Source organism: Nocardioides ultimimeridianus, assembly GCF_054777895.1.
This window is the reverse complement of the sequence record NZ_BAAHAB010000021.1, coordinates 352,602-377,195: the sequence shown is the minus strand read 5'-3', so window position 1 is coordinate 377,195 and position 24,594 is coordinate 352,602. Positions and strand designations below refer to the sequence as shown.

Annotated in this window: 27 protein-coding genes; 19 read left to right on the top strand and 8 right to left on the bottom strand. The window is 71.9% G+C overall.

The features are described from left to right. Positions 1–10 precede the first annotated feature (10 nt). Positions 11–994, bottom strand: coding sequence for an NAD-dependent epimerase/dehydratase family protein (locus ACYU8V_RS19780; RefSeq protein ID WP_460849799.1), 984 nt, complete (start codon positions 992–994; stop codon positions 11–13). A gap of 175 nt (positions 995–1,169) precedes the next feature. Here ACYU8V_RS19780 and ACYU8V_RS19775 point away from each other — a divergent pair, with 175 nt between their 5' ends. Beyond that, the gene (locus ACYU8V_RS19775) at positions 1,170–2,153 is read left to right on the top strand and encodes a GDP-mannose 4,6-dehydratase (RefSeq protein WP_460849797.1); all 984 of its coding nucleotides are present in this window, start codon (positions 1,170–1,172) and stop codon (positions 2,151–2,153) included. Here the strand turns inward: ACYU8V_RS19775 and ACYU8V_RS19770 are convergent. From ACYU8V_RS19770 to ACYU8V_RS19760, 3 genes are read right to left on the bottom strand one after another with little or no spacing between them, the layout of a single operon-like run. Beyond that, positions 2,143–3,216, bottom strand: coding sequence for a glycosyltransferase (locus ACYU8V_RS19770; RefSeq protein ID WP_460849796.1), 1,074 nt, complete (start codon positions 3,214–3,216; stop codon positions 2,143–2,145). The genes ACYU8V_RS19775 and ACYU8V_RS19770 overlap by 11 nt on opposite strands. An 8-nt stretch (positions 3,217–3,224) precedes the next feature. Beyond that, a complete protein-coding gene (gmd, locus tag ACYU8V_RS19765) occupies positions 3,225–4,208 on the bottom strand; it encodes a GDP-mannose 4,6-dehydratase (protein WP_460849795.1) in 984 nt (327 codons plus the stop codon). After that, complete coding sequence (locus ACYU8V_RS19760) at positions 4,205–5,284, bottom strand: putative sugar O-methyltransferase (protein ID WP_460849794.1); 1,080 nt, start codon at positions 5,282–5,284, stop codon at positions 4,205–4,207. Before ACYU8V_RS19760 ends, gmd begins: the two co-directional genes overlap by 4 nt. 153 nt (positions 5,285–5,437) lie before the next feature. On the opposite strand from ACYU8V_RS19760, the gene ACYU8V_RS19755 reads away from it, so the two are divergent. The 5 genes from ACYU8V_RS19755 to ACYU8V_RS19735 all read left to right on the top strand — a co-directional run bounded on the left by ACYU8V_RS19755 (position 5,438) and on the right by ACYU8V_RS19735 (position 10,494). Continuing rightward, positions 5,438–6,478: a hypothetical protein gene (locus tag ACYU8V_RS19755; RefSeq protein WP_460849792.1), complete on the top strand. Its 1,041-nt coding sequence runs from the start codon at positions 5,438–5,440 to the stop codon at positions 6,476–6,478. Beyond that, a complete protein-coding gene (locus ACYU8V_RS19750) occupies positions 6,475–7,539 on the top strand; it encodes a glycosyltransferase family 2 protein (protein WP_460849790.1) in 1,065 nt (354 codons plus the stop codon). The genes ACYU8V_RS19755 and ACYU8V_RS19750 overlap by 4 nt, the downstream gene beginning before the upstream one ends. After that, positions 7,536–8,750 carry a glycosyltransferase family 61 protein gene (locus tag ACYU8V_RS19745; protein ID WP_460849789.1) on the top strand — a complete coding sequence of 405 codons (1,215 nt, stop codon included), beginning with the start codon at positions 7,536–7,538 and terminating at the stop codon, positions 8,748–8,750. The genes ACYU8V_RS19750 and ACYU8V_RS19745 overlap by 4 nt, the downstream gene beginning before the upstream one ends. Before the next feature lie 80 nt (positions 8,751–8,830). Beyond that, complete coding sequence (locus ACYU8V_RS19740; protein ID WP_460849788.1) at positions 8,831–9,733, top strand: FkbM family methyltransferase; 903 nt, start codon at positions 8,831–8,833, stop codon at positions 9,731–9,733. Positions 9,734–9,738: 5 nt separating this feature from the next. Next, positions 9,739–10,494 carry a hypothetical protein gene (locus ACYU8V_RS19735; protein ID WP_460849787.1) on the top strand — a complete coding sequence of 252 codons (756 nt, stop codon included), beginning with the start codon at positions 9,739–9,741 and terminating at the stop codon, positions 10,492–10,494. A 14-nt stretch (positions 10,495–10,508) separates the two neighbouring features. Here the strand turns inward: ACYU8V_RS19735 and ACYU8V_RS19730 are convergent, their stop codons facing one another. Then, positions 10,509–11,522 carry a hypothetical protein gene (locus tag ACYU8V_RS19730; protein ID WP_460849786.1) on the bottom strand — a complete coding sequence of 338 codons (1,014 nt, stop codon included), beginning with the start codon at positions 11,520–11,522 and terminating at the stop codon, positions 10,509–10,511. Positions 11,523–11,599: 77 nt separating this feature from the next. Continuing rightward, positions 11,600–12,691, bottom strand: coding sequence for a glycosyltransferase family 4 protein (locus tag ACYU8V_RS19725; protein ID WP_460849785.1), 1,092 nt, complete (start codon positions 12,689–12,691; stop codon positions 11,600–11,602). Between the two features lie 103 nt (positions 12,692–12,794). On the opposite strand from ACYU8V_RS19725, the gene ACYU8V_RS19720 reads away from it, so the two are divergent. The 3 genes from ACYU8V_RS19720 (at position 12,795) to ACYU8V_RS19710 (ending at position 16,058) form a co-directional block, all read left to right on the top strand. Then, positions 12,795–13,547: a class I SAM-dependent methyltransferase gene (locus tag ACYU8V_RS19720; RefSeq protein WP_460849784.1), complete on the top strand. Its 753-nt coding sequence runs from the start codon at positions 12,795–12,797 to the stop codon at positions 13,545–13,547. Between the two features lie 8 nt (positions 13,548–13,555). Beyond that, entirely contained in the window at positions 13,556–14,818 is a 1,263-nt protein-coding gene (locus tag ACYU8V_RS19715) for an MATE family efflux transporter (protein ID WP_460849782.1), read from the top strand. A 157-nt stretch (positions 14,819–14,975) separates the two neighbouring features. Next, positions 14,976–16,058, top strand: coding sequence for a sulfotransferase family protein (locus ACYU8V_RS19710; RefSeq protein WP_460849780.1), 1,083 nt, complete (start codon positions 14,976–14,978; stop codon positions 16,056–16,058). 57 nt (positions 16,059–16,115) lie between these two features. Here the strand turns inward: ACYU8V_RS19710 and ACYU8V_RS19705 are convergent, their stop codons facing one another. After that, complete coding sequence (locus ACYU8V_RS19705) at positions 16,116–17,510, bottom strand: tyrosine-protein kinase domain-containing protein (RefSeq protein ID WP_460849779.1); 1,395 nt, start codon at positions 17,508–17,510, stop codon at positions 16,116–16,118. A 95-nt stretch (positions 17,511–17,605) separates the two neighbouring features. Here ACYU8V_RS19705 and ACYU8V_RS19700 point away from each other — a divergent pair, with 95 nt between their 5' ends. The 8 genes from ACYU8V_RS19700 to ACYU8V_RS19665 all read left to right on the top strand — a co-directional run bounded on the left by ACYU8V_RS19700 (position 17,606) and on the right by ACYU8V_RS19665 (position 23,519). Continuing rightward, positions 17,606–19,426: a DUF4012 domain-containing protein gene (locus tag ACYU8V_RS19700; protein WP_460849778.1), complete on the top strand. Its 1,821-nt coding sequence runs from the start codon at positions 17,606–17,608 to the stop codon at positions 19,424–19,426. Between the two features lie 15 nt (positions 19,427–19,441). Next, positions 19,442–19,582, top strand: a complete 141-nt coding sequence (locus ACYU8V_RS19695; protein ID WP_460849776.1) for a putative leader peptide — start codon at positions 19,442–19,444, stop codon at positions 19,580–19,582. 157 nt (positions 19,583–19,739) lie between these two features. Beyond that, positions 19,740–20,588: a sulfurtransferase gene (locus ACYU8V_RS19690; RefSeq protein ID WP_460849775.1), complete on the top strand. Its 849-nt coding sequence runs from the start codon at positions 19,740–19,742 to the stop codon at positions 20,586–20,588. After that, a complete protein-coding gene (locus tag ACYU8V_RS19685) occupies positions 20,588–20,887 on the top strand; it encodes a DUF1416 domain-containing protein (protein WP_460849774.1) in 300 nt (99 codons plus the stop codon). Before ACYU8V_RS19690 ends, ACYU8V_RS19685 begins: the two co-directional genes overlap by 1 nt. 36 nt (positions 20,888–20,923) lie before the next feature. Beyond that, the gene (locus ACYU8V_RS19680) at positions 20,924–21,391 is read left to right on the top strand and encodes a thioredoxin family protein (protein ID WP_460849773.1); all 468 of its coding nucleotides are present in this window, start codon (positions 20,924–20,926) and stop codon (positions 21,389–21,391) included. Beyond that, on the top strand, positions 21,388–21,828 hold the full coding sequence (locus tag ACYU8V_RS19675) for a DUF4395 domain-containing protein (RefSeq protein WP_460849771.1): 441 nt from the start codon (positions 21,388–21,390) through the stop codon (positions 21,826–21,828). The genes ACYU8V_RS19680 and ACYU8V_RS19675 overlap by 4 nt, the downstream gene beginning before the upstream one ends. 94 nt (positions 21,829–21,922) lie before the next feature. Beyond that, positions 21,923–22,798, top strand: coding sequence for a class E sortase (locus ACYU8V_RS19670; protein WP_460849770.1), 876 nt, complete (start codon positions 21,923–21,925; stop codon positions 22,796–22,798). A gap of 148 nt (positions 22,799–22,946) precedes the next feature. Beyond that, the gene (locus ACYU8V_RS19665; RefSeq protein WP_460849768.1) at positions 22,947–23,519 is read left to right on the top strand and encodes an LPXTG cell wall anchor domain-containing protein; all 573 of its coding nucleotides are present in this window, start codon (positions 22,947–22,949) and stop codon (positions 23,517–23,519) included. Position 23,520: 1 nt separating this feature from the next. Here ACYU8V_RS19665 and ACYU8V_RS19660 read toward each other — a convergent pair whose 3' ends face one another. After that, the gene (locus ACYU8V_RS19660; RefSeq protein ID WP_460849767.1) at positions 23,521–23,883 is read right to left on the bottom strand and encodes a DsrE family protein; all 363 of its coding nucleotides are present in this window, start codon (positions 23,881–23,883) and stop codon (positions 23,521–23,523) included. Between the two features lie 22 nt (positions 23,884–23,905). Between ACYU8V_RS19660 and ACYU8V_RS19655 the strand changes: the two genes are divergently transcribed. Both ACYU8V_RS19655 and ACYU8V_RS19650 read left to right on the top strand, forming a co-directional pair. Continuing rightward, entirely contained in the window at positions 23,906–24,322 is a 417-nt protein-coding gene (locus ACYU8V_RS19655) for a lasso peptide biosynthesis B2 protein (protein ID WP_460849766.1), read from the top strand. A 10-nt stretch (positions 24,323–24,332) separates the two neighbouring features. Continuing rightward, positions 24,333–24,590 (top strand): PqqD family protein, encoded by a 258-nt coding sequence (locus ACYU8V_RS19650; RefSeq protein ID WP_460849764.1) that lies wholly within the window; start codon positions 24,333–24,335, stop codon positions 24,588–24,590. Positions 24,591–24,594 lie beyond the last annotated feature (4 nt).

The following is a 24,594-nucleotide window of genomic DNA, read 5'->3' as shown; positions in this document are numbered from 1 at the left end:
GGTGCCCGGCTCAGCCGTGCGAGCGCTTGACCTGGTCGAACACCCACGCGTAGGTCTTCGCCATGCCGTCCTGGAGGCTGACCGAGGGCTCCCAGCCGAAGACCCGCTGGATCTCGGTGTTGTCGGAGTTGCGCCCCCGGACGCCCTGCGGTGCGTCGAGCTGGTAGCTGCGCGTGCACTTGATGCCCGCGATCTCCTCGACGATCGAGTAGAGCTGGTTGATGCTGACCAGCTCGGCGGAGCCCAGGTTGATGGGCTCGACGTGGTCGCTGCCCAGGATCATCTGGGAGCCCTTCACGCAGTCGTCGATGTACATGAAGCTGCGGGTCTGCTCGCCGTCGCCCCAGATGTCCAGGTGGTGGTTGCCGGAGATGACGGCCTCCGCGATCTTGCGGCACACCGCGGCCGGAGCCTTCTCGCGACCGCCGGTCCAGGTGCCCTCCGGGCCGTAGACGTTGTGGTAGCGGGCGACGCGGGTCTGCAGCCCGAAGTCCTCGCGGAAGTGCCGCGCCATGCGCTCGGTGAAGAGCTTCTCCCAGCCGTAGCCGTCCTCCGGCATGGCCGGGTAGGCGTCGGACTCCTTGAGGGCGGTGATGTGCGGGTCGGTCTGCTTGTCGGCGGCGTACACGCACGCGGAGGAGGAGTAGAAGAACCGCTCCACGTCGTGCTTCTTCGCGGCCTGCAGCATGTGCGTGCTGGTCAGCACCGTCAGCATGCACAGGGCCTTGTTGTTCTCGATGAAGCCCATGCCGCCCATGTCGGCGGCCAGCATGTAGACCTCGCGCGCGCCTTCCGTGGCGGCCTCGGCCTGGTCGAGGAGGGACAGGTCGCCGACAGCGTTCTGGGCGTCCTCGTGGACCTGGTACCACTGGTCCATCGGCTTGACGTCCACTGCGCGGACCGACTTGCCCTGCGCCAGCAGGTCGGCCACCAGGTGGCCGCCGATGAAACCGCCACCGCCGGCGACGAGTACGTCGACATTGCCCGTGGTCATGGGGGAGCTCCTCACTGAATCTACGGTTGTGATGCGCCCCCCAGCACGCGGCATCAACGAGGTCGATGCCGTTTCGTCACGCGGCTGGCCGAGCCCAACTTCGGCGTGTCGATCAACCTTAACGTGGATCGCCCGGCGCGGTGGCGCACCCCTCGGGGCCGTACACTTCCGTGCCGTGACCCCCTCCCGAACGGCGCTGATCACCGGCGTGGGAGGCCAGGACGGGATCCACCTCGCACGTGCCCTCCTCGCCGACGGACTGCGGGTCGTCGGGACGCTCTCGCCCAGCGGTGACGGCGGCGCGCGCACGCGCCTCTACGCGCCCGCCGCCGAGCTGGTGACCCTCGACATCCGCGACGAGGTGGCGCTCGGCGAGCTGGTCGCCGGCGTGCGGCCCGACGAGATCTACCACCTCGCGGCGTTCAGCTCGGTCGGCGGCAGCTGGGAGCGGCCGGAGCTCACGTTCGCCTGCAACACCGCGCCGGTCGCGACCCTGCTGGGCGCCGTCGTCGCGCTCGGCCGCGAGGGCCACGACGTGCGGATGTTCCAGGCGTCGTCGGCCGAGACCCTGGGCGGGAAGAGCCCGTACGCCGAGTCGAAGCGCCGCGCCGCCGAGCTGGTCGCCCAGGCCCGGCGCGACCACGGCGTGTTCGCGTCGGTCGGCACCCTGTTCAACCACGAGAGCCCGCTGCGGGGCGAGCAGTTCGTGACCCGCAAGATCACCCGCGCCGCCGCCGCGATCGCCCTCGGCCTCGCCGACTCGGTCACGCTCGGCAGCCTCGATGTGGCGCGCGACTGGGGGCACGCGGGCGACTACGTCGGCGCGATGCGGGCCAGCCTCGCGCACGGCGAGCCGGTCGACGTGCAGATCGGCACCGGCGTGATGCACACCCTCGGCGAGCTCGTCGAGCGAGCCTTCGACGCCGCCGGCATCCCGGGCGCGTCGTCGTACGTCGTGCACGACCCGGCCCTGGTCCGGCCGGCCGACCTGGCGACCTCGGTGGCCGACCCCGGCCCCGCCGCCAGGGAGCTCGGCTGGACGGCCTCGGTGAGCTTCGAGGACGTCGTGGGGCAGATGGTCGAGGTCGACCTGCGGCGCCTGCGGACCGGAGTCGAGGACGACCCCGCCTACCTCGAGCCGGGGCTGGTCAGCTCCTGACGAACCCGGCCCGCACCGTCTCGGCGGTACGCCGCCAGGTGAACGCCTCGGCGAACCGGCGGCCGGCCGCGAGCTGCTCGGGCGTGCGGGCGAGGGCCTCGCGGGTCGCCGCGGCCAGGTCGTCGGCCGAGGTGGACGCCGCGACGACGGCGTGGCCGCCGGTCACCTCGGCGAGCGCAGGGTCGCCCGACACGACGGTCGGGATGCCGAGCCGCACCGCCTCGGCCGCGGGCAGCCCGAAGCCCTCGAAGTCGGACGGGAACAGCACCAGCGACGCCCCGGCGAAGCAGGCGGCGAAGCTGGCATCGTCGAGCCAGGGCATCAGCTCGACCCGGTCGGCGATGCCCAGCGCGTCCACGCGGGCCTGGGCCGCTGCCCGGTCCGCCGATCCCATGCCGACCAGCCGCAGCACCAGGTCCGCGGCCGGCGCGGAGCCGGCGTACCGTGCCCAGCCCTCGATCACGGCCTCGGCGTTCTTGTTCGCGAAGTGGCCGAAGGCCAGGGCGTAGCGGCGATCCTCGGAGCCGGGGCGAGCCCACGCGTCGGCGTGGTCGGAGCCGAGCTGGGCCGCGACGCCCCGGGGCGCGAGCCGCGGGTGCAGCCGGCGCAGGTCCTCGAGGGTGCGCTCGGAGATGGTGAGGATCCGATCGGCGCGCCTCAGGCTCCAGCCCCACGAGACCGCCCGCGCCGCCCGGGTCTTCCCCGAGAACTGGTGCGGGCGCAGCTCGTGGCGCAGGTCGTAGAGGATCACCCCGCGCTGCGGCGCCCCGCCCGCGAGCGAGCTGGCCGGTACGCCGGCGAGGAGCACGTCGGCACCCAGCCGCCGCGCCGCCCGTCGTACGCCGAAGGAGCGCAGCCAGGCCGCGCCGGCGGGACCGCCCACGGGCGGCGTGAGCCGCTCCACCCCCATGCCGTCCGGTACGTCGAACGCGGGCCCCTCAGGGCCGGCGAGGACCGTCACGCGGTCGCCGTGGGGGAGCTGGGCCCACCCGCGGAGCAGGCCGCCGACGACGACGGCCGAGCTGCCCTCGCGCACGGCGACGGCGTCGAGCACGAGGTGCATCGGTCGGGTCAGGACCGCTCGATCAGCTTGCCGAGCTGGTCGAGGTCCGCGTCGACCATCAGCGCGGCCAGGCCCTTGGCGTCGGTGGCGGGCTGCCAGCCGAGCACCTCGCGGGCCCGCGTCGCGTCGCCGATCAGCGCGTCGACCTCGGTGGGCCGCTCGTAGGACTTGTCGTAGCGGACGTGGTCCTCCCAGTTCAGCCCGGCGTGCGAGAAGGCGTACTCGCAGAACTCCCGCACGGTGGTGCCGATGCCGGTCGCCAGGACGTAGTCCTGCGGCTCGTCGTGCTGGAGCATGCGCCACATGCCCTCGACGTACTCCTTGGCGTAGCCCCAGTCGCGGATCGCGTCGAGGTTGCCGAGGCTGAGGTGGTCGGTGACGCCGAGCTTGATCGCCGCGACACCGAGGGTGATCTTGCGCGTCACGAAGCTCTCGCCGCGGCGCGGCGACTCGTGGTTGAACAGGATCCCGGAGACGGCGAACAGGTCGTAGGCCTCGCGGTAGTTAACGGTCACCCAGTGCGAGTAGAGCTTCGCGGCGCCGTACGGGGAACGCGGGTAGAAGACCGTGTCCTCCTTCTGCGGCGGCGGGGTCGCGCCGAACATCTCCGAGGTGGAGGCCTGGTAGAAGCGGGTGTCCAGCTTGGCCGCGCGGATCGCCTCGAGCAGCCGCAGCGTGCCGGTCGCGTCGGTGTCGGCGGTGTACTCCGGCACCTCGAAGGAGACCTTCACGTGGCTCTGCGCGCCGAGGTTGTAGACCTCGTGCGGCGTGATGTCGCGGATCAGGTTGGACAGGCTCACCCCGTCGGTGAGGTCGCCGTAGTGCAGGTGCAGCCCGGACTCGCTGTGCAGGTGGTCGATCCGGCTCCGGTTCAGGGTCGAGGAGCGACGGACCAGGCCGTGGACCTCGTACCCCTTGCTGAGCAGGAGCTCGGCCAGGTAGGAGCCGTCCTGCCCGGTGATGCCGGTGATCATGGCCCTGCGCGCGGTCATCGGGCGACCTTCCGGAACAGGTAGAAGCGGTCGTGCAGGTCGATGAGCTCCCGCAGCTCGTCGCTCTGGTGGACCGGGCGGCTGTCGACGAGCTCGTAGCCGCGGTCCAGCACGTCCTGGCGGAACGGCTTGAAGGACCCGTCGAGCTCGGTGCTGAGCAGCTCGTCGGGCTCGTTCGGGACGATCAGCAGCCACTCCACGTCGCGCTCCGCGATGCGGTCGAGCCACCAGTTGATGGCCTCGAGCGAGCACTCGGAGAACGAGTGGATGTTGACGGCGACGTCGTAGCGCTCGCCGAGCTTCTCGTGCTCGTCGAGGGGTACGACGCGCACCGACTCCGGCATGCCGCGGAACTCGCGGTAGTAGTCGCACAGGAACGTGGACGTCGCGACACCGTCGATGCAGTCGTACGCCGCCAGGTTGGGCAGCGCCGCCGACATGCGGTGCGCGAGGCGGCCGTAGCCGGCTCCGATGTCGAGCACGCGGAGCCCGTCGATGCCGGACAGGCCCATCTGCTCGTCGAGGTAGCTGATCTCGTTGACGCTGTCGAGCAGGTCCCGGCTGACCGGCTTGCGGTCCCCGTAGGTGAACGTCCAGGCTCCGAACAGGCCGTCCTCGTCGAGCTTGTCGAGCAGGCCGAGCCGGTCGCGGCCGGCCACGTCGAGCAGGCTGAGGTACATCCGGATCTTCGCGGAGTTGCCCAGGTGGCGGAACTGCCACACGTAGGCGTTGTCGCCGCGGAACCACGCCATCGACAGGTTCCGCTTCAAGAAGCCGCTGTGCCACTGGGTCGGCACGGCGGCGAGCACGCCCTGCTCGGCGGCCGCGGCGTACCGCGCCTCGAGCGAGGCCAGCTTCGGGCTGTCGGCCCGCAGGGCCGCCTCCGCGCCGCGTGGCAGCGGCACCTCGTCGTTGTGGGTGACCGCGACGTAGCGCCGCGATTCATCGTCCATCCGGGTGACCAGATAGCCGGTACGGGCGATGGACGCCTTGGTCTGTCGCTTGAGCCATTGCGTGGCCAGACGGGCGTCGGCCCGCTTGATCTTCGCAACGACACGCTGGGTGCTGGGGGGCATGACCTACCTCGAGCCGCCGATGGGACGGCGGCGACTGTATCAGCGCAGCCCGGTCGCGGCGGGCGATCCACGCGCCGGACAACACTGCGGTGGACCTGCATAGAATCCGCCGCCGGGGGGACTTCCGACCAACGTCCGAGGAAGGGGCACCGAGTGCTGGCGACGCCGGTGGTGCTGATCGTCTTCAACCGTCCGGACCTGACCCGCCGCCTGCTCGAGGCGGTCCGTGCGGCGCGGCCGCGGCACCTGCTCGTGGTCGCCGACGGGCCCCGCCCCGACCGGCCCGAGGACGCGCCGCGCTGTGCGGAGGTGCGCGCGCTGGTCGACGACTTCGCGGCCCGATCCGGGGAGACGCGCGTCGAGTCGCGCTTCAGCGAGCGCAACCTCGGCGTCGAGGGCAATGTCGAGACCGGCCTGGACTGGGTCTTCGAGCGGGTCGAGCGGGCCATCGTGCTCGAGGACGACTGCCTGCCGGACCTCACGTTCTTCCGGTTCTGCGAGGAGCTCCTGGACCGGTACGCCGACGACCGGCGGGTCTGGCAGGTCGCGGGCAACGGCCTCGGGGTGCCCCAGGCCCTGTTCGGCGACGACAGCTACGCCTTCACGGCGTGGGCGAGCGTGTGGGGCTGGGCCACCTGGGCCGCCCGCTGGCAGCGCCACCGGGCGCTGTTCCCCCGCGACCACGCTGCGAGCGGGCACGACCGCGGCGACCGCCCGGTGCGCACCCGGCCGGTGGACCTGGACCGGGCACAGCTCGTGACCCGCGGCGCGCGCCGCCACTTCGCCGAGGCCGCCGCCTCGACCGACGTGGTGACCCACGGGTGGGACAAGCACTGGTGGCTCACCGTGATGGCCGAGGGCGGGCTGTGCGTGACGCCGGCCCACAGCCTGGTCGAGAACGTCGGCTTCGGCGAGCACGCCACGCACACCACCGGCGGCGGTGCCGACTACGGGCGCGCGCGCCCGGCCGCCTTCCCGCTGCGCCATCCCGCCCGGGTCGAGCTCGCCGTGGAGGTCGAGCGCGAGCTGGAGCTGGTCCTGGGAAGGGTCGGCGGTCGCGCGGCGCGGCTGGCCCGCCGCGTCGTACGTTCTCCTAGGATGCGCACCGTTCTTCGTTCGGCCGCCGACAGCGGCCCCGCGGTCGCCGCGGTCCGGACGATCTCCCGCTGGACCGACAGGAAGGCCGGTCGATGACGTCAGCTGAGGACGCGGTTGCGGCGACAGCTGAGGACGCGGTTGCGGCGACGCCCGTCGTGCTGATCGTGTTCCGCAGGCCCGAGGTCACTCGCCGCAACCTCGAGGTGCTGCGCCGGATCCGGCCCGAGCACCTGCTCGTGGTCGCCGACGGGCCGCGGCCGGACCGTCCCGGCGAGGCCGCGCAGTGCCAGGAGGTGCGCGACCTGGTGGCGTCCGCGGTCGACTGGCCCTGCAAGCTCGAGACGAAGTACGCCGAGCGCAACCTCGGCCTCGAGGCCAACGTCGAGCTCGGCCTGGACTGGGCCTTCGAGCGCGTCGACCGCGCGATCGTCCTCGAGGACGACTGCATCCCCGACCCGACCTTCTTCCGGTTCTGCGCCGAGCTCCTGGAGCGCTACCGCGACGAGCCGAGGGTCTGGCAGATCTCGGGCGACCCGCACGGCGTGCCGGAGCGGATGTTCCGTGCGAGCTACGACTTCAGCACCTGGGCGAGCGTGTGGGGCTGGGCCACCTGGGCCGATCGCTGGCACCTGCACCGCGCCGAGTTCGACCGCGACCACGCCGGTGCGGAGGAGCGCCACGCCCACGTCCCGCGCACGGCCCCCGCGATCCGGCGTACGCCGGTCGTCCCGCACCCCGAAGCGCTGACGACCGAGGCGGCACTGCGCCACTTCACCGACGTGGCGGGCGACCTGGACGGCGACTCGCGCGGCTGGGACCACCACTGGTGGGTCACGATCATGTCGCGCCGGGGCCTGTCGATCATGCCGCGGGTGATCCTGGTCGAGAACGACGGCTACGGCGAGGGCGCGACCCACACGCGCGCCGCGAAGGACCCCGTGCCGGCCGTGCCGATGACCTTCCCGATGACCCATCCGCCCGTCGACCTCAACCGCGAGGTCGAGGGCGAGCTGGAGCTGATCCTGCTGCGCACCGACGGACGGCTCTCGCGGCTGGCCCGCAAGCTGATCAAGCCGCTGTGGCTGCGCTCGCTGGTGCGGCGCATCGTCAGCTTCCCGCCGGTCTGGGCCGTGGTCCGGCGCTTCGTCGGCCGATGAGCAAGCTCCCCGCCCGGCTGCAGCCGCTCTGGCCGTTCCTCAAGCGTGGCCATCGGCTGCTGTCCCTGCTCGCCGGCCTGGTCTTCCGCCGGGTCTCCGGCGTCTTCGGCGATCGAGCGCTGCCGCGTTCGGCGACCACGCGCTCGGAGGAGACCGCACGCCGCGAGCCCGACGCTGTCACCCTGCACCCCGGCGGCCCCGGCGAGAGCCTGCGCCGCGGGCCGGCGATCGGGAGCCCGCCCCGGCACTGGCGGTTCGTCGCGGGGGAGCGGGCCGAGGTGCCCGCCCGCTACGTACTGGACGTCGCCGGCGGCCGGGTCAGCGGCGACTTCGGCGCGATCACGACGCCGGGCGGCCTGCTCGACTACCAGACCTCGGGCTACTTCGGGATCGACGGCTGGCGTGAGCACCCGGTGTTCCTGCGCCCCAGCCTGGGCCGGGTCGAGCGCGTCCCCGGGACCGTCCTCAACCTCGCCACCCGCGGCACGGTCTCGAACTACTACCACTTCCTGTACGACGCGATCGGCCGCTACGGCATCTTCGAGGAGGCGCTGCCGGGCACCGAGGTGGACGCGATCGTGGTCCCGCACCAAGCGGGCTACCAGCGGCAGATCCTGGAGCTCAGCGGCATCGCCCGGCCCGGCGTACGCCTGCTGCAGCCGGAGCGCGGGGTGACCTATCGGGCCGACCGGCTGCTGGTGCCCAGCACCCCCAACCAGGACCTCGACGCGCCGCGATGGGTCACGCAGTGGCTGCGCGACCGGCTGCCGGCCACCGCCTCAGCCGGCGACCTCCCGCGCCGGCTCTACCTGTCGCGCGGTCAGGCGCCGAACACCCGCCGCTACGTCGAGGAGCCGCAGCTGTGGCCCGAGCTGGAGCGGCGCGGGTTCGTGATGCTCGACCCCGGCACGCTCAGCGTCCAGGAGCAGATCGACATCTTCCATGGCGCCGAGATCGTCGTGTCGCCGCACGGCGCCGGGCTGACCAACATCCTGTTCGGCACGCCCGGGCTGGCCGTGCTGGAGATGTTCGCGGCGACGTACGTGCACCTCGGGCTGTGGACCATCGCGGAGGCGGTCGGCGGCTACGACTACCGCTACCTGGTCGCCGACGGTGCGGTGCGCGAGGGCGCCCCGCAGGTCGGCGTCCTCGACGACGTCTCGATCCCGCCGGAGCGGGTCCTGGCGGTCATCGACGAGCTTCTCGGATGACCGGATCGGCGACCGGCCGAAGCCCGGTGAGCAGTGGATATGCTGGTGTTCCTTCGGGATTTCAAGGAGATTCGACCCCTATGGCACATGTCGATCCTGCGGCGCGTCCCGCGCCGCAGCCCGAGTCCCTCGTGGCGCGCATCCGTCGTCGGGCGGGCTGGTACCTGCGCGATCGCTGGCCGAACCGGTGGGTCGAGCGCGACCTGGACGGCGTCCGGATGGCGATGCCGTGGGCGCACCGGCTCCCCGACTACATGCGGCTGGACCCGGCGTACGGCATGAACCTGCTGGACCTCGCCGCCGGCCTCTCGGCGGGCCACGAGATCGCGATGGTCGACGTCGGTGCGAACATCGGCGACTCCACGCTGCTGCTGCTGGACCGCGTGCCCGGCCGGGTGCTGGCCGTGGAGCCGGACGAGGTGTTCCTGCCGTTCCTGCGCCACAACGTCGAGGGCAACGCGGCGGTCGTGGTGGAGCCGTCCGTGCTGACCGTCGACGACACCCAGGCGACCTTCTCGACCGCGCGCATCGGCGGCACCGCGACGCTCCAGCAGTCGACGGACGGCGCCAGCCTGCCGACCATCTCCGTCGGCGAGCTGCGGCGCCGGCACCCCGACTTCGCCGACGTGCGCCTGGTCAAGTCCGACACCGACGGGTACGACGTGACCCTGGTGCCCGCCATCGCGGCGGAGTGGGCGGAGTCCAAGCCGGTCCTGTTCTTCGAGTACGACCACCGCGCCTCCACGGCGGCCGGCAACGACGCGATGGCCGTCTGGGACGCGCTCGAGGCGCTCGGCTACTCCGAGTGCGCCGTCTGGGACAACGGCGGCCACCCGCTGTTCCGCGCCACGCTCGCCGAGGCCAGGAAGCGGGCCGAGCGGGAGCAGCCCAGCTCGCCGACGACCTTCTGGGACGTCGCCGCGGTCCACGCCGAGGACGCCGCGGCGATCGCGGTGATCGACCGGCTCGTGCCCGCGGTCTGAGCGCTGTGCGCTACCCGACCGTCCTGGGCTTCGACACCGCGCGGGCGGCCCACTGGGCCCGTCGTACCCGGGACTTCCTGATCTCGACCGGGACGACGCTGCGGCTCGCCGCCGACCTGCTCACCGGCGGCGTGCGGGAGGTCTGGCTGGGTGACTCGCACACGGTGCACCTCAACCGCAGCTACGTCACCGCCAACTTCCTGCGCGGCCGGGACGGCGTCTACATCGTCCACCTCGGCTCGCGGCTGATGTACTCGGTGGCCGCGGGCGGGGTGCCGCGGTGGGCCCGGCGGTACCTGACGGTCATCGCGAAGGCCTCGCGCCGCCCGATCCCGCTGCTGGTCTGCCTGGGCGAGATCGACGTGCGCTGCCACCTCGCCAAGCACGGCTCGCCCGGCCACTGGCCGCTGGGCTTCGTGGACGGCTTCGTGCGCTCGACCGTCGCCCTGGCCGACGAGCTCGGCTACGCGCCGGTCGTCTTCGTCACGCCGCCGCCACCGTGCCGCGACCACCTCAACGTCGGGGCGCTGCCCGTGGTCGGCGACTTCCCGACCCGGATGTCGGCGTTCGACACGCTGCGGACCGAGCTCGCCGGGCGTTGCGACGACACTCCGGGCGCGCGCTATCTCGACCTGACCGCCCTCGTCTTCGACCCGGGCAACGGGATCCGCGAGGACCTCACCGACGACCAGTGCCACGTCAACGTGGCGGGCGCGCGGCTGTTCCGCGACGCCGTGGACGAGTTCCTGGCTGGCGCCTGACGGTCGGCCCGTGATCAGCCGGCGACGTCCGCCACGGCCCGCTTGAGGCGCTCGACCAGGGCCAGCCGCCCGTGCTGGTTCCAGTGCTCGGTGCCGTCCTGGGGGAGGATGAAGTGCTCGTCCGGCGGCGGGGGTACGTCGAGCAGGATGCCGCCGTCGCCGAGGCCGGTCTTCAGCGCCTGCTCGATCAGGGCCCAGTTGTGCTCGACGTGGGCGACGAACTCGGGGCCGAACAGCCGGGTGCCGAACTGGAACGGCATGTGGGCCCGGTACGCGATGAGCGGTACGCCGAGCAGGCGGGCCTGCTCCCCGAGCCGGACCCAGTCCTGCAGGCCCGGGTGGTCGTCGCTGAACTCGCCGTGGAAGTAGTCCCACATGACCCGCAGCCGGTCCTCGGGGGCCGTGGTGGCGTCGATGCCCTTGAGCTCGCGGCGGAAGTGGCCGATGGTCTGCTGGCCGCCCCACCGCGAGCTGCGCTCGGTCGCGTAGAAGCGGTCGTAGTCCTCCTGGGTCGGCGCCGGGCGCAGCACCTTCGTCGCCAGCGAGCTCATCCGCGGAGCCTGGCGCAGCGTGCGGCGCGCGTTGCGGTAGCCGAACACCGGGTGCTCGGTGGCGTGCAGCTGGGTCGACGGCCGGATCGGGATCGAGCAGAGGATCGCCTTCGGGCGCTGGTAGGGCGCGATCAGCCGGAGCAGCTCGGCGAACACCGCCGGCGGGTACGCCGGCCCGTAGTACGGCGCCACGTCGTAGCCGCTCTCGTCGGCGAACATCTCACCGAGCCGGCGCCGGTCGATGTCGGAGGGGGAGATGTGGATCATCGACGAATCGCCCAGGTAGACGACGTCGGCCTTCCCGGAGCGCACCTTCGCGCCGACCTTCAGCGCACTGGTCACCGGGCGGTCGACGTGGTCCTCCGCCCAGGTGCGGGCCTTGGCACGGGCTCCCGCGAGGGCGGGCGAGCGCAGGACGGTGGTCAGCGAGGCAGGCAAGGGGACTCCGAGGGGCGTCGACAGCAGGGGGGCAGCCATCCGAGAACAGGTCCTGAGTCTAGGGACCCGGCGACCCGGACGACGACGAACGGATCAACGCGCGGGCCGTGCGCAGGTCATGCCTCCAGGGCGGCCCGGTAGCCGGCGACGGTCAGCTCCGCCGTACGCCGCCAGGTGAACTCCGCCGCCCGGGCCCGGCCCTCACGCTGCCGGCGGGCCGCGAGGGCCGGGTCGCCGAGCAGCCGCTCCAGGGTCGCGGTCAGTGCCTGCGCGTCGTCGGGGTCGACCACGTCGGCGGCCTCGCCGGCCACCTCGAGCAGTGCGGGCGCGTCGCTGATGACGCAGGGCGCACCGGCCGCCATCGCCTCGACGAGCGGCAGCCCGAAGCCCTCGTAGCGCGAGGGGAAGACGAAGGCCTGCGCGTGCTGGTAGGCACCCGGCAGATCCCGGTCGCTGAGCCGTACGACGCGGGTGCGCTCCGCGATGCCGAACGCCTCCAGCCGTGCGGCCTCGTCGGCCATGCCCTGGCCCGACAGCACCAGGTGCAGCGTCGGGTCGGTCTTGGCCAGGTCGGCGAACGCCCGGAGGATCAGGTCCACGTTCTTGTGCTCGACCCGGTTGCCCACGTGCAGCAGGTAGCGCTCGGGCAGGGAGCGCGGCCGGCGGTGCGCGCCGCGGAACTCCTCACCGACCGCGAGCGGCGTGGTGACCACCGGCTGGTCCAGGTGCGGGTGGACCTGCTTGAGATCGCGCGCGGTCGCCTCGGAGATGCAGAACAGCACGTCGCACGCGCCGAGGAACTCCTTCTTCAGCGCGAGCTCGCGACTCTGGTCGCCGAACAGCTCGGGCATGAGCTCGAAGGTGAAGTCGTAGACGGTCGTCGCCGACCGCTGCCCGCGCGCCGCGTCGAGGAGGTCCTCGTCATAGAGCGGATAGTGGACCAGGTCGTGCCCGGCGCGCTGCGCGGCGCGCGCGGGCGCGGCGTTGAGCCGGTGCAGCACGGGGTCGCGGAAGCGCCGGGGCAGCGGCAGGCTGTGGACGCCGTGCAGCCGGCCGGCCTGCGCGTTGGTGATGTAGCGGTAGGGCAGCACCGGGGTCACGCCGAGTCCGGCGTCGCCGGCGTACGCGCCGACCAGCTCGCTGAAGTAACGGCCGATGCCGGAACGGCGGTGGCGGAAGAAGGCCGAACCGTCGAACAACACACGCATGGGGAGGACCCTATCGGCGTACGCCCACGGGCTTGGGCGGGTCTGCGCCCGCGAGCAAAGCGAACGGTCCTAGACTCTGGCCGACCTGATGTGAGGAGTTCGCATGGAGTTCCGCCCTGGGCGCCTGTTGACCAGGCTCTACCCGGAGGTCGAGGCAGGTGGATTCACCCGGTACGACGGCTTCGTCGAGTTCTACTCGCGGGTGAACGCACTCCTCAATGACCAGAGCGTCGTCCTCGACTTCGGCGCCGGCCGCGGCCTGTGGGCCTTCGAGCCGATGTCGGACTACCACAAGCACCTGCGGGCCTTCCACGAGCGCGTCGGACGGGTGGAGGGCGTCGACGTCGACGACGTCGTGCTCACCAACCCGACGCTGGCCGCCGCGCACGTGATCGAGCCGGGCGCGCCGCTGCCCTACGACGACGAGACCTTCGACGTCGTGCTGGCCGACTACGTGCTCGAGCACGTCGCCGCCGAGGACGCGCCGACCGTGGCCGCCGAGGTGATCCGGGTGCTCAAGCCCGGCGGCTGGTTCGCGGCCCGCACCCCCAACAAGTGGGGGATGATCGGCCTCGGGGCGCGTGCCGTGCCGAACGAGCTGCACACCACCTTCCTCAAGCGCCTGCAGCCCGAGCGCAAGGAGCAGGACGTCTTCCCCGTGCGCTACAGCATGAACACCCGGCGCGACCTGCGCCGGCTGTTCGCCCCGCACCACGTGGTCGTCTACGGGCACGCCTCGGAGCCGACGTACTTCGGCTCCAGCGCGGTCGCCTGGCGTGCCGCCCAGGTCGCCGACCGGCTGACCCCGCCGGTCCTGGCCCCCACGCTCATGGTCTTCGTCCGCAAGGCGGACTGAGCACCCGGATGGGACGCGGCAGCCACAAGCTCGAGACCGGGCGTCAGACCGGTCGCCGGATGGGCGTGGTGGCGTTGGACCAGGCCGTGTCCGGCGGGTCCAACGTCCTCGCGTCGCTCATCGCCGCCCGGACCCTCGACCCGCGTGACTTCGGCACGTTCAGCCTGGTCTTCTTGGTGTACGGCCTGGTCCAGGCCGTGTCGCGGTCCGTGGTCAGCAACCCGGTCCTGGTCGAGCCGAAGGAGGCGAGGGCGCGGCTGCACGAGGTGATGGGCAGCAGCTGGCTCGTCGGCGTCGGCACCGCGCTCCTCACCGGCTTGGTCGGCCTCGCCCTCGTCCCGGTCTCCAGCAGCACCGGCTGGGCGCTGTGCGTCTTCGCCATCTGCGTCCCGCTGCTGACCCTGCAGGACGTCGGGCGCTTCGTCGCCATCGGCCTGCAGCGCGCGGGGATCGCCCTGCGTCTCGACGTGATCTGGCTGGTCCTGCTCGTGGGTGTCGTCGTCGTGCTCCAGGTCGCCGGCATCTCCGGGGTCAACGCCATGGTCGGTGCCTGGGCAGGCTCCGGCGCTGTCGCGGGCCTGTACGCCGTCTGGGTCTGGCGTGCCCGCGGGACGCGCTTCTCGGCGGCGTGGCTGACCGCCACCTGGCACCTGTCGTGGCGCTTCGCGGTCACCTTCGGCGTGACCCAGGTGTGCCTGCTCGCGATCGCCGCGATCGTGCGCGCGATGTTCGGGTCGGCGACCGTCGGCGCCCTGCTGGGTGCGCAGCTGCTGATGCGCCCGTACACGCTCCTGGAGTCCGCGCTGGTCGCCGGCACGGTCGCCGAGGTCGCGCACCACCGCGACGACATGGAGTTCGTCTCCGCGCACACCCGCCGGATCACCGTCGTGGCGGTCGCGATCGCGGCCCTCAACGGCGCGGTGATGGTCCTGCTGCCCGACGCGATCGGCCGCCAGCTCCTCGGCGCGACGTGGGCCTCGGCCAAGGACTACCTGCCGGCGAACGGTGTGCTGCTGGTGGCGATCGGCCTCAGCATCGGTGCCCGTGCGGGCATGGTCGGCCTGCGCGCCGTACGCCGCTCGATGATCCTCAGCGTGGCCGTGATGATCCTCCTGGTCGGCTTCGTGTACGGCGGTGCCCTCGTCGGCGGGGGAGTCGGCTGCGCGTGGGGTCTGGCCCTGGGCTGGTTCGTCTCCGCGATCGCGTGGTGGGCGGCCTTCCGGCAGCTGGGGCGACGTGCCCCGGTGGCGGTGCCGGTGAGTGCGGCGTAACCTGAAGTGTTGAGTGCTGTTGTATAGACAACCGGTGAACCGTTCCCTGCGCCCGTCGGTCGGGTAGGCGCGGGTGCCAGGTCGCCGGCACCTGATCCGACCCACCACTCGGGAGCCTTCCATGTGCATGACCCCTGCCCGCAGGAGCCGCTGAACCGTGACGCTCCTCTCTCGAAGCTCGATCGACCCCTCGATCGTCACGATCGCCTGCGACCTGTGCTACCTCCCGCTGTTGATCACCAACCGTGAGGACGTCATCGCCGGCCTCGGGTGGCAGCTCACCGCTCGCGGCGACGCGCTGGACGCGTGCCCGCCGTGCCAGGAGCTGCGCTCCCACCTGCCGCGTCGCTCGGAGTGCGACGACCCGCTGCCCGCCGACGGTGGCCGGCTCCCGGACCTGTGTGTCATCGGGGCCGCCAAGTCCGGCACCACCAGCCTGCACACCTACCTGGGCCAGCATCCCGACATCGGCATGGCCGAGCTCAAGGAGCTGCGCTTCTTCGCCGACCCCGACCACAAGGGCTGGGAGAACCGCTACCGCGGCCTCTTCCCGAGCGGCAAGCGGCTGGTCGGCGAGAGCTCGACCATGTACACCCGCGCCCCCGCGCTGCCCGGTGTCGCCGAGCGGATGTGGGCGATGGTGCCCGACGTCCGACTGATCTACCTGGTCCGCGACCCCGCCGAGAGGGCGTTGGCGTCGTACGTCGAGGAGCGCTACCACGGGCTGGAGCCGCGGACCGCGGAGGAGGCGTTCGCGGATCTCGACGACCCGTACAACCCCTACCTCTCCGCCAGCCGGTACGCCGAGCAGCTCTCGCTCTTCCTCGAGCACTTCCGCGCCGAGCAGATCCTGGTGCTGCCGCTGGAGGACCTCGCCGCGAGTCCCGAGGAGACGATGCGCCGGGTGTTCGCCTTCCTCGGCGTGGACCCCGACTTCCCCGTCGACCTCACCGTGCGGTTCAACGAGCGCGCCGAGAAGCGCGAGCTGGTGGGCGCGGCGGACTCGATGCGGAGGTCCATCGTCGGCAGGGCCTACCGCCGCATCCCCTACGAGCGCCGGCAGCGGTTCAGCGCCGCCGCCCGCCGCCTCATCACCCGGCGGATCGAGCGCCCCGAGCTCTCGCCGGACCAGATGGACCGCCTGCGGGCGGTCCTCGCGCCGGACGCGCGGCGCTTCCAGGAGCTCACCGGCATCACGCCGGCCTGGCTGGAGCGCTACCTCGTCCCGCAGAGCAGTTGAGGCCGTGACCGGCTGATCCCGGCCCGCGCTGCGGGCCGGGACGGCGGCGCGTTGCTGCTACTTGCGGCGGCGGCCGGCGTCGGTCTTGCTGCCGCCGGCGGGGCCGGTCTCCTCGTAGTAGTAGTAGTAATAGGAGCCGACCGCCCGCTTGGCCACCATGTTGACCACGACGCCGTAGAGCCGCCCGCCGACCTGGTGGATGCGGTTGACCGCCTCGGTCACCTGGTCCCGGGTGGTGTGGGCGTGCCGGATGACGACGATGACGCCGTCGGCGAGCGTGGAGAGGACCGACGCATCCGCGACCGGCAGCAGCGGCGGCGCGTCGATGATCACGGTGTCGTACGACGCCCGCAGCCGGCGGATCAGGTCGTGGGTGACCCGCGACTGGAGGATCTCGGTCGGGTTCGGCGGCTTCGCGCCGCTGGCGAGCACGTGCAGACCGCTCGGGCCGTGCACCTGGATCGCGTCGGCGATCTCGGTCTTGCCGACCAGGGCGGTCGTGAGGCCGACCGCCGGGTCGAGGCCGAGCGTGCTGGCCACCCGCGGGCGGCGCAGGTCGGCGTCGATGATGAGGGTGCGGCGACCGGTCTGGGCGAGCGCCACCGCGAGGTTGGTCGAGGTCATCGTCTTGCCCTCGCCGGGGACGGCGGAGGTGATGACCAGGCAGCGCGGCTGGTTGTCCAGGTCGATGAACTGCAGGTTGGTGCGCAGCAGGCGGAACGCCTCGGTGCGGGCCGCGAACCCACCCAGATCGGTGAGCAGCGGCGCGCGCCGGATGTCGCCGTCGAAGCCGATGCTGGCGAGCACCGGTGCCTCGGTGATGTCGGCGACGTGGTCGGCGGTGCGGATCGTGCGGTCCAGCAGTTCGCGCGCCACGGCGAGGGCCACGCCGAGCAGCAGGCCGATGAGGCCGGCCACGACGATGTTGAGCGCCGGGTGCGGGCTCACCGGGTTCGGGTTGTAGGTCGCCTTGTTAGTGATCTCGGCGCTGATCTGGGACTCGCCGTCGGAGCCGGACGGGGTCTCGAGCTCGGCGATGTACTTGGTGAACAGGTCGGTCGTGGTGTCCGCGATCGTCTCGGCCTGGCGGGCGTTCGGGTCGGTCACGGTCAGCGTGATCAGCGAGGTCGACTCGACGACCTCGGCGCTGATCTCGGAGGCGAGCTCCTCCGGCGTCATCGCCAGGTTGAGCTGCTTGACGACCCGTCCGGCGAGCTCGGTGCTCTTGGCGAGGTCGGCGTACGCCGTGGCTCGGTTCTGCGCGAACAGCGTGGCGGCGTACGCGTCGGTCATGTTGCGGACGTCGATCTTGAGGAAGACCTCGGTCGTGGACTGGTACTTCGGGGTGATCAGGGCGGTGACGCCGCCCGCGGCGACCAGGGCGACGACGAAGACCACCACGACGCTGATCCAGCGCCGGCGGATCACGCCGAGAAACTGCTTGAAGTCCACGAGGTTTGCCCCAGGGTCGAAGGAAGTCCAGATGGGCGGCGTGCCGCCCTGGGCATCTTAGGGGGTCCGTGGGTGACCCTGGTTAGGCTGCCACCGTGTCGCCCGAGGTACGCCGTCGCCGCCGAGCACGCGGCTGGCGACGGATCCGGCGGCGGGCGAAGGACCATCCCCGGGTCGCCGCGGCGATCGGAGCCGGCGTGCTCCTGGTGCTGTTCGGCATCTGGTGCGGCTTCCGTGCCTGGACCGTGGCCCACGACCTGTCCGACGTCGCGCGCGAGTCCGAGATCATGAAGGCCTCGCTGCTGCGCGGGGACGCCAGCGGCGCGCGGACCGCCCTCGCCCGCATGCAGGCGGCCGCCGGCCGGGCCGACAGCCGGACCGGTGGACCGACGTGGGCCGTCCTGGAGCACGTCCCCGTATTCGGCGACGACGCACGCGGGATCGCGACGGTCTCCTCGGTGCTCGACGACCTCGGCCAACGGGGCCTGCCCCCGGTGGTCGGGGCCGCTCAGCAGGTGACGGGCGACTCCTTCCAGCCGCGGGGCCACCGCTTCCCGCTCGCCCGCATCGCGGCGCTCCAGGGGCCGGCCCGCACTAGCGAGCAGGCGTTCGCGGACGCCGCCGCACGCCTCGACGAGGTGGACAGCTCCGGGTTCGTCGGTCCGTTCCGCGCCCGGTTCGACGAGCTGCGGGGCCTGGTGGGCGTCGCGCGGTCGAGCCTGGGCTCGGCGTACCGGGCCGCGCAGATGATGCCGTCCCTGCTCGGCGCGCACGGTCCGCGCTACTACCTGCTGGTCCTGGAGAACAACGCCGAACTGCGCTCGCTCGGCGGTCTCGCGGGCTCGGTCTCCCTGGTCCGCGCCGACCACGGGACCGTGCACATCGTCCAGCAGGACGACGTCGCGCACCTCGAGGGCGTCCAGAACGTCCCCTCGCTACGGCTGCGGCCCGACGAGAAGCGGCTGTTCGGCCCGCTGCTCAAGGAGGCCGCGGTCGACGCGACGATGACCCCGGACGCCGTGCGGGCGGCCGAGATGGTCCGCGCGCGCTGGGAGCGGGTCGAGGGTCGGCGCGTGGACGGGGTGTTCTTCGTGGACCCCGTCGCCGTGTCCTACCTGCTGCAGGGCCTGGGTGCGGTGTCGGTCCCGCCGTACCCACCGGTGGCGTCGTGGAACGTCGTGCAGGCCGTCGAGAACCAGATCTACCTCACCACCCCCGACGTGAACCTGCAGAGCGACTACCAGAACGCGGTCGCCAAGGCTGTCTTCAACGTCTTCGCCGACGGTCACGGCGATCCGGTGACCGCGATCCGCGGCCTGGCGCGCGGCGTCGCGGAGGGCCGGATCCGGATGCACTCGTTCGTACCCCAGGACCAGCGCTCCATCGCCGGCACGGCCATCGCGGGGGAGTTCCCGACCACGCCGACGGTGCACCCCCAGGCGGGGGTCTACATCAACGACTCCACCGAGTCGAAGATGTCCTACTACCTGCAGTACTCCGTCTCGGTGGCCTCCCGCTCGTGCGGTGGCGGCATCCAGGACGGCGTCGGCGACCTGACCCTCACCAGCCACACGCCGCCGAACCTCTCCGACCTGCCCGCCAGCGTCACCGGCGTGGGCGATCCGGTGCGCGGCATCGCCAAGGGCCAGCAGTACGTCGTGGTCTACCTGACCTCCCCGATCGACGGCGCCATCTCCAGCCTCACCATCGACGGCCGCACCCTCCGCGACCCGGCCGTGGTGGCCTTCGCGCGCCGCCAGGTCGCGGGCGTCGGCGTGAACCTCGATCCCGGCACGACCCACAGCGTCTCCTGGGTGATGCGCTCGGGGATCCGCCAGTCGGGCAGCTGGCAGGTCTCCGTGACGCCCGGCTCGGAGCCGGGGACCCAGTCGCGGACGGTCCCGTCGGCCTGCTGATCTCAGAATGTGGTCATGAGTCTCACGATGTGGAATCCCGGCTGGGTCCTGGGCCGATCTCGCCCTACTGTTGCCGTCATGCCCGCGACCCTGCTGACCAAGCGCCGTGCAGTCGACAACTGCCGCGTCAGCTCGGCGCTGTGTCGAATGCACTGAGCGGGGTCAACCTGCGGCTCGTCCGCAACGACTGACCGGGGCGCTCCTTCTGATCCACCTCGCGTGGATTGTTGCGCCCGGCGACCTCCCCGCGTTGTTCATGACGGTCGGTCACGATGGTATTGCATTAAGTCAACCAACTAAGGATACTTTCATCATGAGCCGCGAGAACTCACTCGTCTCCGCCCAGTGGGTGGCCGACAACCTCGACAACGACCAGGTCGTGATCGTCGAGGTCGACGAGGACACCACTGCCTACGACAAGGGCCACATCAAGGGCGCCGTCAAGCTCGACTGGACCAAGGACCTCCAGGACCCGGTCCGCCGCGACTTCGTCAACAAGGAGCAGTTCGAGGCGCTCCTGTCCGAGCGCGGCATCGGCAACGACACCACCGTCATCCTGTACGGCGGCAACAACAACTGGTTCGCCGCCTACGCGTACTGGTACTTCAAGCTCTACGGCCACCAGGACGTCAAGCTGCTCGACGGCGGTCGCAAGAAGTGGGAGCTGGACAGCCGCGAGCTGACCGACGAGCTGCCCACCCCCACGCCGACCACCTACACCGCGCAGGAGCAGGACCGCTCCATCCGCGCGTTCCGTGACGAGGTCGTCGCCGCAATCGGCGTACAGAACCTGGTCGACGTGCGCAGCCCCGACGAGTATGCCGGCCGCCTGCTCGCTCCGGCCCACCTGCCGCAGGAGCAGTCGCAGCGTGCCGGTCACATCCCGACGTCGGTGAACGTCCCGTGGAGCAAGAACGCCAACGACGACGGCACCTTCAAGTCCGACGCCGAGCTGACCGAGCTGTACGACGAGGTCGGCTTCGACCAGTCCAAGGACACCATCGCCCTGTGCCGCATCGGTGAGCGCTCCTCGCTCACCTGGTTCGTGCTGCAGGAGATCCTGGGCCGCAAGAACGTCAAGAACTACGACGGCTCCTGGACCGAGTACGGCAGCCTCGTCGGCGTGCCGGTCGCTCTCGGCGACGAGCCGGGTGTCGCCTGATGTGCGGCGCGAAGGTCGGCGGCATCGGCCTCGGTGAGGTCGTGGCCGCCAAGGAGGCCGTCATCCAGGGCCAGGTCGTCAAGGGCGAGGAGCCCGTGGGCAACGCCTACGTGCGCCTGCTCGACTCGACCGGCGAGTTCACCGCCGAGGTCCCGACCTCGGCCACGGGCCACTTCCGGTTCTTCGCCGGCAACGGCCAGTGGACGCTGCGCACCCTCGCCCCCGGCGCCGAGACGGTCGACCGGACCGTCCAGGCGCAGGTCGGCGAGATCGCGGAGATCACCATCAACCTCGCCTGACGGCCCGTCCGTCGCGACGTTCGACCAGGAGCAGCCATGACCGGAATCGCGATCCTCGCGGTGGCGGTCGTGGCTGCTCTGGCGTTCGGCCTGTACCGGAAGCACTCCGACGGCCGCTTCCGCCGCGAATCAAGCGTTGTGGCCCCGCGAGATCGCGATCTCGAAGGGCCACAAGGCTTGATTCGCGGGGAGTGGGACGCGATCGCGGCGGCGGTGCCGGGCGCGGAGCTGGGGGAGCGGGCGACCTTCGTCCAGTTCTCCTCGGCGTTCTGCGCGCCCTGCCGCACCACCCGGACGCTGCTCGCCGACATCTCCGCGCACGAGACCGGGGTCACCCACCTCGAGGTCGACGCCGAGCAGCACCTCGAGCTGGTCCGCGCGCTCGACGTACGCCGTACCCCCACCACCCTGGTCCTCGACGCGTACGGCGCCGAGCTCACCCGCGCAGTCGGTGCCCCGCGCCGCGACCAGGTGCTGGCCGTGATCCCGCAGGCCGTGCGGTGAGCGCGCCCACCGGGATCGACCCCCGCGGACCCCGGTTCACCGCCTCGGTGACCCTGATCCTGCTCGCGATCGCCCTCGTGGTCCCGAACCACGCCGTCTCGGCCGTCCTGGTCGGCATCCAGGCCGTCCTCTTCGCGATCGGTGCCTTCGCCGGCGTGCACCGCACCCCGACCGGCATCGTCTTCCGCACCCTGATCCGCCCGCGACTCTCCCCGCCCACCGAGCTGGAGGACCCCGCGCCGCCGCGGTTCGCCCAGGGGGTCGGCCTGGTGTTCGCGACGGTGGGCCTGGTCGGCTATGTCACCGGCGCCACGCTCGTCGGGCAGGTCGCGGTCGGCCTGGCGGTCGTCGCGGCCGTCCTCAACGCCGCCTTCGGGTTCTGCCTGGGCTGCGAGCTGTACCTGCTGGGCCTGCGGATGACCCGCCGCCCCGCCTGATCCGCCGCCCCGCCTAACCTGTGTAAAGAGGCCTTGGCCGTGACCGGGGCGGGCGAACGGCGTTGATCGGCCGACAGCAGGCGCAGGAGAACGAATGAGCGACGACATCGACGGCGTGACCCGGACCCGGGTCCGTCGCTCGCGACCCTCCGGATCGTCGCGGTCGGGCGGCGGGGCGCCGCCGGCCCGCGGCCGGGGGAGCAGGCCGCTGTTCGTCTTCGGGCTCGGCCTGATCCTGGCCGGGGTCGGCATCCTGGCCTGGGTGGCGTGGGAGTTCTGGGGCACCAACTGGGTCTCGCAGCACCGCCAGGAGCAGGTGACCTCCCAGCTCGACCAGGGCTGGAAGAGCGGTCAGGACACCGTCCACACCAAGTTCGGCGACGCGATCGCCATCCTGCACGTCCCGCGCTTCGGGCCGGACTACGGCGTACCCATCCTGGAGGGCGACTCCGAGAGCGTGCTCGCCGCGGGCATCGGCCACGTCCCGAACACCCAGGGCCCCGGCGCGGTCGGCAACTTCGTGCTCGCCGGCCACCGGGTGACGCACGGCGAGCCGTTCGCGAAGTTCCCGTCGCTGCGCAAGGGCGACGAGGTGTACGTCGAGACCCGCACGACCACCTACGTCTACGTGCTCGACAACGGCGGCTCCGACCTGATCGTGCCGTTCACCGACACCTGGGTCACCCTGCCGTCACCGGTCAACCCCTCGGGCGGCGTCCAGCCGGTGCCGGGCAGTGACCACCTGATCACCCTGTTCTCGTGCTCGGAGATCTTCCACACCGACAACCGCAGCGTCGTCTTCGGCCACCTGGTCGACGCCAAGCCGCGCACCGGCAAGGACGCCCCCGTCGCGGTGCCCACCCAGCCGGCGCCGACCGACGACTCCACCTCGCCGTGGTGGTACGTCGCCGGGGGGCTCGCAGTGGCCGCCGCGGCGTGGATCGTGTTCCGCCGGAGGTCGTCGCGGTGACCTTTCCTTCGGGACCCTCTGTGTCCCGCGCCACACACTATTCGGGCCGAAAGTCCCGGATCCGGGTGACCGTCCCCTGCGGGCGCCCCTACACTGAACCGAGTGCCAAGCCCACGGGGGTCGGGTGCGCCTATTTTGGAGGAAGTCCGTGATCAGGAAAATCGCCGCACTGATGGTGGTCGCGTTCGCGACCCTGATGGTGCCCTTCGCGTCCCCGAGCCACGCCGCGCCGGTGTACGGCAACAAGATCCCGACGCAGGTCCACATCACCGTGGTGACCGCGAAGAAGGGTGCGCCGCTCAAGGTGCGGTTCCGCGTCACCGCGGCGGACGGCACCACGCCGGCCGGCCAGCTCGCCTACACGATCACGCGCGCGTCCACCACCGCCCGCACCGCGAAGGTCGCCTCCCGCGCGACCAGCGGCACCGTTGCCATCAACGGCTCGGTCGCTGTCGACGGCCAGGTCGCGCAGGTCGGCACCTACGTGGTCTCCGGAAGCTTCACGCCGACCAACTCCGCCAAGTACCTGCCGTCCAGCAACGCGACCCGCGCGGGCGTCAAGGCTGTCGGCGGGCAGCACCACAACAACGGTGGCGGCGGCAGCGGCCTGCCCAACACCGGTGGTCCCGACCTCGGCTGGCTGATCGCCGGCCTGGTCCTCGCCGGTGCGGGCGCCGGCACGGTCGCGTACGCGCGCCGTCGCCAGCCCGCCGCGGCCTGATTCAGTAGACCAGCGCCTGGACGCCGTCCAGGAGCGCCTCCTCGACGAAGCCGGCGGCGCCCGCGATGCGGGCGCCGCCGGCGATGTCGTTCTCGGTGAGGTTGCGGCGCGCGGCGCACTGCCCGCAGACCGTCACCCGGCCGAGCTCGAGCACGGTCGCCATCAGCTCGGCGACGGGCGTGGCGAGCGGGAGGTCCAGGGCGGTGGCGCCCGCGCGGAGGGCGAAGCCGGTCGCGTCGCCCGCCAGCCACAGCGAGACCGGTACGCCGGAGGCGGCAGCCGTCGCGGCGACGGTGAGCCCCTGGTTGGCGCGCTCGGCGGCCTCGGCGCCGCACGTGACCTTGATCAGCAGGGAGCGAGACATGGCCGCACCCTACGCTGGGCCCGTGGGCAGTCGACGAGGCGTGTGGGTCCACCGCATGCGGGTCGTCGAGGCCCTGGTGCTGCTGGGCGTCGCGCACGTGCTGCGGCTGCGGGTCCCCATGCGGCGGTGGGCGCGGCTGCTCGGTCCCCACGGCCCGACCTCGGTCGCGATCGCGACCGGCCCGCTCACCGGCCACGAGGCCGATGTCGCGCGCGCGATCGGTGCGGCGGTCCGGCGTACCGGCGCTAACTGCCTGGAGCAGGCCGTCGCGGCCAGCGTGATGCTGCGCCGGCGCGGGCTGCCCGGCCGGGTCGTCATCGGCCTGGACGTCACCGACCCCTCCCAGGTGCCGCACGCCTGGTTCGTCGGGTCCTCGGGCCTGGTCGTGGTCGGCGGGGACGAGGGCCGGCACCGGCCGGTCAACCAGTTCGGACACTAGGCTGCGCCCCATGGAGATCAGCCGGACCGAGGGCGTCGTCGAGGCGCAGTTCGACGACGTACGTGTGCTGCTCAACGACGACCTGGAGTACCTCGGGCTCGACGAGGTCGGACAGCGGATCTGGGCGCTGCTGGAGCAGCCGCGCAGCCTGGAGGGCCTGGTCGGCGTCCTGACCGATGAGTACGACGTGTCCGAGGACGACTGCACGCGCGACGTACGGGCCTTCGTGGAGGCGTTGGACCGGCACCACCTGGTGACGCTCTCCTGAGCCC

What these genes read in the sequence shown, in the direction of transcription:
- ACYU8V_RS19780 (WP_460849799.1), bottom strand. Translation starts at nt 994, where the DNA reads ATGACCACGGGCAATGTCGACGTACTCGTCGCCGGCGGTGGCGGTTTC.
- ACYU8V_RS19770 (WP_460849796.1), bottom strand. Translation starts at nt 3,216, where the DNA reads ATGCACCTCGTGCTCGACGCCGTCGCCGTGCGCGAGGGCAGCTCGGCC.
- gmd (WP_460849795.1), bottom strand. Translation starts at nt 4,208, where the DNA reads ATGACCGCGCGCAGGGCCATGATCACCGGCATCACCGGGCAGGACGGC.
- ACYU8V_RS19760 (WP_460849794.1), bottom strand. Translation starts at nt 5,284, where the DNA reads ATGCCCCCCAGCACCCAGCGTGTCGTTGCGAAGATCAAGCGGGCCGAC.
- ACYU8V_RS19750 (WP_460849790.1), top strand. Translation starts at nt 6,475, where the DNA reads ATGACGTCAGCTGAGGACGCGGTTGCGGCGACAGCTGAGGACGCGGTT.
- ACYU8V_RS19745 (WP_460849789.1), top strand. Translation starts at nt 7,536, where the DNA reads ATGAGCAAGCTCCCCGCCCGGCTGCAGCCGCTCTGGCCGTTCCTCAAG.
- ACYU8V_RS19740 (WP_460849788.1), top strand. Translation starts at nt 8,831, where the DNA reads ATGGCACATGTCGATCCTGCGGCGCGTCCCGCGCCGCAGCCCGAGTCC.
- ACYU8V_RS19730 (WP_460849786.1), bottom strand. Translation starts at nt 11,522, where the DNA reads ATGGCTGCCCCCCTGCTGTCGACGCCCCTCGGAGTCCCCTTGCCTGCC.
- ACYU8V_RS19725 (WP_460849785.1), bottom strand. Translation starts at nt 12,691, where the DNA reads ATGCGTGTGTTGTTCGACGGTTCGGCCTTCTTCCGCCACCGCCGTTCC.
- ACYU8V_RS19720 (WP_460849784.1), top strand. Translation starts at nt 12,795, where the DNA reads ATGGAGTTCCGCCCTGGGCGCCTGTTGACCAGGCTCTACCCGGAGGTC.
- ACYU8V_RS19715 (WP_460849782.1), top strand. Translation starts at nt 13,556, where the DNA reads ATGGGACGCGGCAGCCACAAGCTCGAGACCGGGCGTCAGACCGGTCGC.
- ACYU8V_RS19695 (WP_460849776.1), top strand. Translation starts at nt 19,442, where the DNA reads ATGAGTCTCACGATGTGGAATCCCGGCTGGGTCCTGGGCCGATCTCGC.
- ACYU8V_RS19690 (WP_460849775.1), top strand. Translation starts at nt 19,740, where the DNA reads ATGAGCCGCGAGAACTCACTCGTCTCCGCCCAGTGGGTGGCCGACAAC.
- ACYU8V_RS19685 (WP_460849774.1), top strand. Translation starts at nt 20,588, where the DNA reads ATGTGCGGCGCGAAGGTCGGCGGCATCGGCCTCGGTGAGGTCGTGGCC.
- ACYU8V_RS19680 (WP_460849773.1), top strand. Translation starts at nt 20,924, where the DNA reads ATGACCGGAATCGCGATCCTCGCGGTGGCGGTCGTGGCTGCTCTGGCG.
- ACYU8V_RS19670 (WP_460849770.1), top strand. Translation starts at nt 21,923, where the DNA reads ATGAGCGACGACATCGACGGCGTGACCCGGACCCGGGTCCGTCGCTCG.
- ACYU8V_RS19660 (WP_460849767.1), bottom strand. Translation starts at nt 23,883, where the DNA reads ATGTCTCGCTCCCTGCTGATCAAGGTCACGTGCGGCGCCGAGGCCGCC.
- ACYU8V_RS19650 (WP_460849764.1), top strand. Translation starts at nt 24,333, where the DNA reads ATGGAGATCAGCCGGACCGAGGGCGTCGTCGAGGCGCAGTTCGACGAC.